General features: G+C 68.2%; 5 protein-coding genes and 1 pseudogene. All 6 read right to left on the minus strand.

Features of this window, described 5'->3' with window-relative positions:
• Window positions 1-525 (minus strand): adenosylcobinamide-GDP ribazoletransferase (locus EN914_RS26920; protein ID WP_164778934.1); only part of this gene is annotated, 525 nt, incomplete at its 3' end.
• 3 nt (window positions 526-528) lie between these two features.
• A complete protein-coding gene (locus EN914_RS26925; RefSeq protein ID WP_024501376.1) occupies window positions 529-1,842 on the minus strand; it encodes a cobyrinate a,c-diamide synthase in 1,314 nt (437 codons plus the stop codon).
• Window positions 1,839-2,657: a uroporphyrinogen-III C-methyltransferase gene (gene cobA / locus EN914_RS26930; RefSeq protein ID WP_024501375.1), complete on the minus strand. Its 819-nt coding sequence runs from the start codon at window positions 2,655-2,657 to the stop codon at window positions 1,839-1,841. The genes EN914_RS26925 and cobA overlap by 4 nt, the downstream gene beginning before the upstream one ends.
• The gene (gene cobM, locus EN914_RS26935) at window positions 2,654-3,418 is read right to left on the minus strand and encodes a precorrin-4 C(11)-methyltransferase (protein WP_024501374.1); all 765 of its coding nucleotides are present in this window, start codon (window positions 3,416-3,418) and stop codon (window positions 2,654-2,656) included. The genes cobA and cobM overlap by 4 nt, the downstream gene beginning before the upstream one ends.
• The gene (locus EN914_RS26940) at window positions 3,415-3,801 is read right to left on the minus strand and encodes a cobalamin biosynthesis protein (protein WP_024501373.1); all 387 of its coding nucleotides are present in this window, start codon (window positions 3,799-3,801) and stop codon (window positions 3,415-3,417) included. The genes cobM and EN914_RS26940 overlap by 4 nt, the downstream gene beginning before the upstream one ends.
• A pseudogene (locus EN914_RS26945) lies at window positions 3,798-4,059 on the minus strand (cobalamin biosynthesis bifunctional protein CbiET); the annotation flags it as partial. The gene EN914_RS26940 and the pseudogene EN914_RS26945, both read right to left, overlap by 4 nt.

The following is a 4,059-nucleotide window of genomic DNA, read 5'->3' on the forward strand; positions in this document are numbered from 1 at the left end:
GTCGACGCGCGCTGGAGGCAAGAGATGCATGAAGGCGCCAAGCAGGCCGCGCGAGGCCGCGTGTGCGGCCAGGAGGGCAAACAGGGCCTGTGTGGGATCGACGAACTCCGACAGCGCGCTCCAGCGGACCAGCAGCGACAGAGCCAGCGCCGCCGCACCATAGGCGCCGATGCGGCTGTCGCGCATGATCTCAAGTTTGCGGCCGCGCGATTTGCCGCCGCCAAAACCGTCGGCGACGTCGGACAGGCCGTCCTCATGCAGGCAGCCGGTGGTGAGCAGGGTTGCCACAAGGGCAAGTGCGGCCGCCGGCCCCATGGCAAGGCCGAACCGTTCCGCCGTGGCAAAAACGATGGCGCCGATCAGGCCGACGACGAGACCGGCGATGGGGGCGGCCCAGATCGCCGCGGCAAGGCTGCGGCCGCGAAAATCGAAGACGGGCAGCGGCAGCCTGGTGAAGAAGACCAGGCAGAGCGCGATGTCGTCGACGACCTGTCGTGGTGAGAGGGCCAGATTCCCGAATTTCATGCTCTAGCCCCTCGCAATCGCATGGAAGAAGGTGCCGCTGACATGGCCGCGCCGGTAGCCCGAGGCGCCGATCGGATTGCCCTGGCCGTCGGCAAGGTCGGCCAGCGGCTCGTCATTGCCGGTGGCCGTCATCTGCGCATAGTGGAATTCGTGGCCACGGATCAGCGCGCCCTGTGCACCCAGCGGACAATCGGCACGCAGCCGCGCCTCGCGGTAGCCGAGGTTCATCTTGCGCCTGGCGAAGCTGGTGGCGTGGCCGAGCAGGCCGAGCATCGCATGCGTTTCGCCCGACGCGTCCTCCAGAGCTTCGCCGAGCACCATGAAGCCACCGCACTCGCCATGGATGGGCTTCGTCGCGGCGAAACGCGCCATGCCGGCGCGGAAAGTCGCGGCGGCGGCGAGCTTGCCGGCGTGAAGCTCGGGATAGCCGCCCGGCAGCCAGCAAACGTCGCAGGTCCCGTCGGGCGCTTCGTCGACGAGCGGCGAGAACGGGACGATTTCCGCACCCGCCTTGCGCCAGTAGGCGGCGACATGCGGATAGAGGAAGGTGAAGGCGGCATCCTCGGCCAGCGCGATGCGTTGGCCGGGCGGCGCCAGCGCGTCGTCGAAACCGCCGGGCGCGGGGGTGAGGGGCGTCGCCAGGGCCATGATCGCATCGAGATCGAGCGACTTTTCCGCCATGTCGGCCAGCCGGTCGAGATGCGCCATCAGGTCGTCATATTCGCCAGCCTGGACAAGGCCGAGATGCCGCTCGGGCAGGTTCAGAGTGGGATCGCGCAGGATGGCGCCGACGACCGGCAGGCCGATCGCCTCGATGGCCTCGCTGCACAGCTTGCGGTGCCGCTCGCTGCCCAGCCGATTGAGCGCGACACCGGCCATGCGCACGTCAGGATCATAGGTGGCAAAACCCTTGGCGACAGCCGCCGCCGTGGTCGACTGGCCGGAGACGTCGAGCACCAGCAGCACCGGCAGGCCATAGAGCCGCGCCAGGTCGGCCGCCGAGCCGGTTCGGCCGGGAGCCGCGGGTATCCCGTCGAACAGGCCCATGGCGCTTTCCAGGATGACGAAATCGGTGTCATCGGCGGCTTGCGCGGCAAGCGCGTTGAGCAGCGATGGCGGCATCGCCCAGCTGTCCAGATTGACACCGGAGAGGCCCGTGGCGGCGGTGTGGAAGCCGGGGTCGATATAGTCGGGGCCGGATTTGGCGCCGCGCACCTTCAGCCCGCGCCGGGTCAGCGCCCGCAGGATGCCGATGGTGACGCTGGTCTTGCCGGAGCCGGAGCGCGGCGCGCCGATGATGATGGCGCGGGCCGTCATGCTTGCCCCGCCAGGGCCGCGCGCATGGCAACGATGCCGCCAACGACGATCAGCGCCGGCGAGGCCAGACCGGCGGCCGCCGCTTCCTCGGCAATGGTGGCGAGCGTGGCGACGACGGTTCGCTCCTGCGGCGTCGTCGCGGCGACGATCACTGCGGCCGGTGTCGACGGCGCCAGCCCGCCATCGAGCAGTGCTGCGGCGATCAAGGGCAGATTGGCCATGCCCATATAGACGACGACAGGCTGGCCGGTGCGGGCGATCGCTGCCCAGTCGAGATCGTCATCGGTGCCGGCGGCGTGGCCGGTGGCCAGGATCACCGCCTTGTTGATGCCGCGCATGGTGGCGGGGATGCCGGTCGCGGCCAGCGCACTGAGGCCCGAGGTCAGGCCGGGCAGGACGCGGAACGGGATACTTTCCCGCGCCAGCGCCAGAGCTTCTTCGCCGCCACGGCCGAAAATATAGGGATCGCCGCCCTTCAGCCTGACGACGCGGCGGCCTTCGCGTGCGAGCCGGACCAGCAGGGCGGTGATGTCGTCCTGTTTCATCGACGGTTTGCCGCCGCGCTTGCCTGCAAAGAAAAGCTCGGCATTCTCCGCAACTGCGACAATGTCAGGGGACACCAGTGCGTCGTAGACCAGCGCATCCGCCTCGGCCAAAGCCGCCAGCACTTCGAGCGTCAGGCAGCCGGGGTCGCCGGGGCCGGCGCCGGCAAGCCAGACATGGCCCGGCTCCAGTTGGCGCGGCTTGAAGTTCAGCCGGGACAAGGCTTTTTCGAGCGTGGCGTTTTCGCCGGTGTTTTTGGTGCTGCCGCTCACAATCCGTCCCGTCCGCGAAAACGCCGCTGATAATGGGCGTCGTATAATGAACTCTCGCCAAAACCTCGCGCCGCCAGCGAGCGGCCGACGAAGATGATCGCCGTGCGCTCCATCGGATCGGCGGCGAGCTGTGCCTCGATGGTCGCCAGCGTGCCGGTCAGCACGCGCTCGTCCGGCCAGGAAGCGCGGAAGACGACCGCCACCGGGCAATCGCCGCCATAGTGCGGCGTCAGTTCGGCGACGACGCGATCGATGGCGTGGATGGCAAGATGAATAGCGAGCGTGGCGCCGGTGCGGCCGAAGCCGGCCAGCGTTTCGCCGGGCGGCATTTTTGACGCGCGGCCGGAAATGCGGGTCAGCACCAGGCTTTGCGCCACTTCGGGAATGGTCAGCTCGCGGCGCAATGCTGCGGCGGCGGCGGCGAAGGAGGGGACGCCCGGCGTCAGCGTATAAGGGATGCCGTGCTTTTCCAGCCGGCGGATCTGCTCGGCGACCGCGCTCCATACCGACAGGTCACCGGAATGCAGCCGGGCGACATCCTGGCCTGATTTGTGCGCCTCGAGATAGGCGGCCTCGATCTCGTCGAGCGACATCGGCGCGGTGTCGACCAGCTTTGTCCCCGGCGCGCAGTGCTGCAGCAATTCGGGCGCGACGATCGAGCCGGCATGCAGGCAAACCGGGCAGTTTGCCAAAAGCCTTGCGCCGCGCAGCGTGATGAGGTCGGCCGCACCTGGACCGGCGCCGATGAAATGAACGGTCATGGCGCATCTCCGCTGATGGCGATGGCACAGGTGACCGGGCCGAGCACCGTGCGGGGGCCAAGCAGTTTTGCGCCTGTGCCGGCGACGGCGAGGGCGGACGCCTCGGAGACCGATGGTGTGCCGGCAACATCCTGCGAGAGATCGGAATGGCTGGGCGTATCCGACGAGGCAGCTTGAAGTGCTGAGTCGTCGACGACGATGACGGGAAGACTCAGCGTGCGGCCAGCGGCGGCGATCGCTTCTTCATCCTTCTTGAACGCGGCAGTCGCCAGTGCCGACAGCGCCGTCATCGCCAACCCATGCGCCTCCAGCGCCGTTTCGATCGCCGCAAGCACCTCTTCGACGCCCACGCCCTTTCGGCAGCCTATGCCTGCGACCATCATGGCTTCATCCAGCTCCATTGCGTCACTGGCATAGCCGGCCGCCAGGCCTGCATCGAGCCGACCGGCGAGGCCCGGGAGATGTTTATACGCGTGAGATCGCCGCCGAGCTTCGTATGCTGGGCAAGAAGCAGGGCTTCCATCTCCAGCGTCACCGCGTTGGCGACGAGACGGCCGCCAGTGTGCAGGGCCTTGATGGCAGCGTTCAAGACACCGGCATCGCTGCCGCCACCGCCGATGAAGATCGCGTCTGGCGTGTCC

Origin of the sequence: Mesorhizobium sp. M7A.F.Ca.CA.001.08.2.1, from assembly GCF_003998455.1 — a bacterium.
GTDB lineage: Bacteria > Pseudomonadota > Alphaproteobacteria > Rhizobiales > Rhizobiaceae > Mesorhizobium > Mesorhizobium ciceri.

What these genes read in the sequence shown, in the direction of transcription:
- EN914_RS26925 (WP_024501376.1), bottom strand. Translation starts at nt 1,842, where the DNA reads ATGACGGCCCGCGCCATCATCATCGGCGCGCCGCGCTCCGGCTCCGGC.
- cobM (WP_024501374.1), bottom strand. Translation starts at nt 3,418, where the DNA reads ATGACCGTTCATTTCATCGGCGCCGGTCCAGGTGCGGCCGACCTCATC.
- EN914_RS26940 (WP_024501373.1), bottom strand. Translation starts at nt 3,801, where the DNA reads ATGATGGTCGCAGGCATAGGCTGCCGAAAGGGCGTGGGCGTCGAAGAG.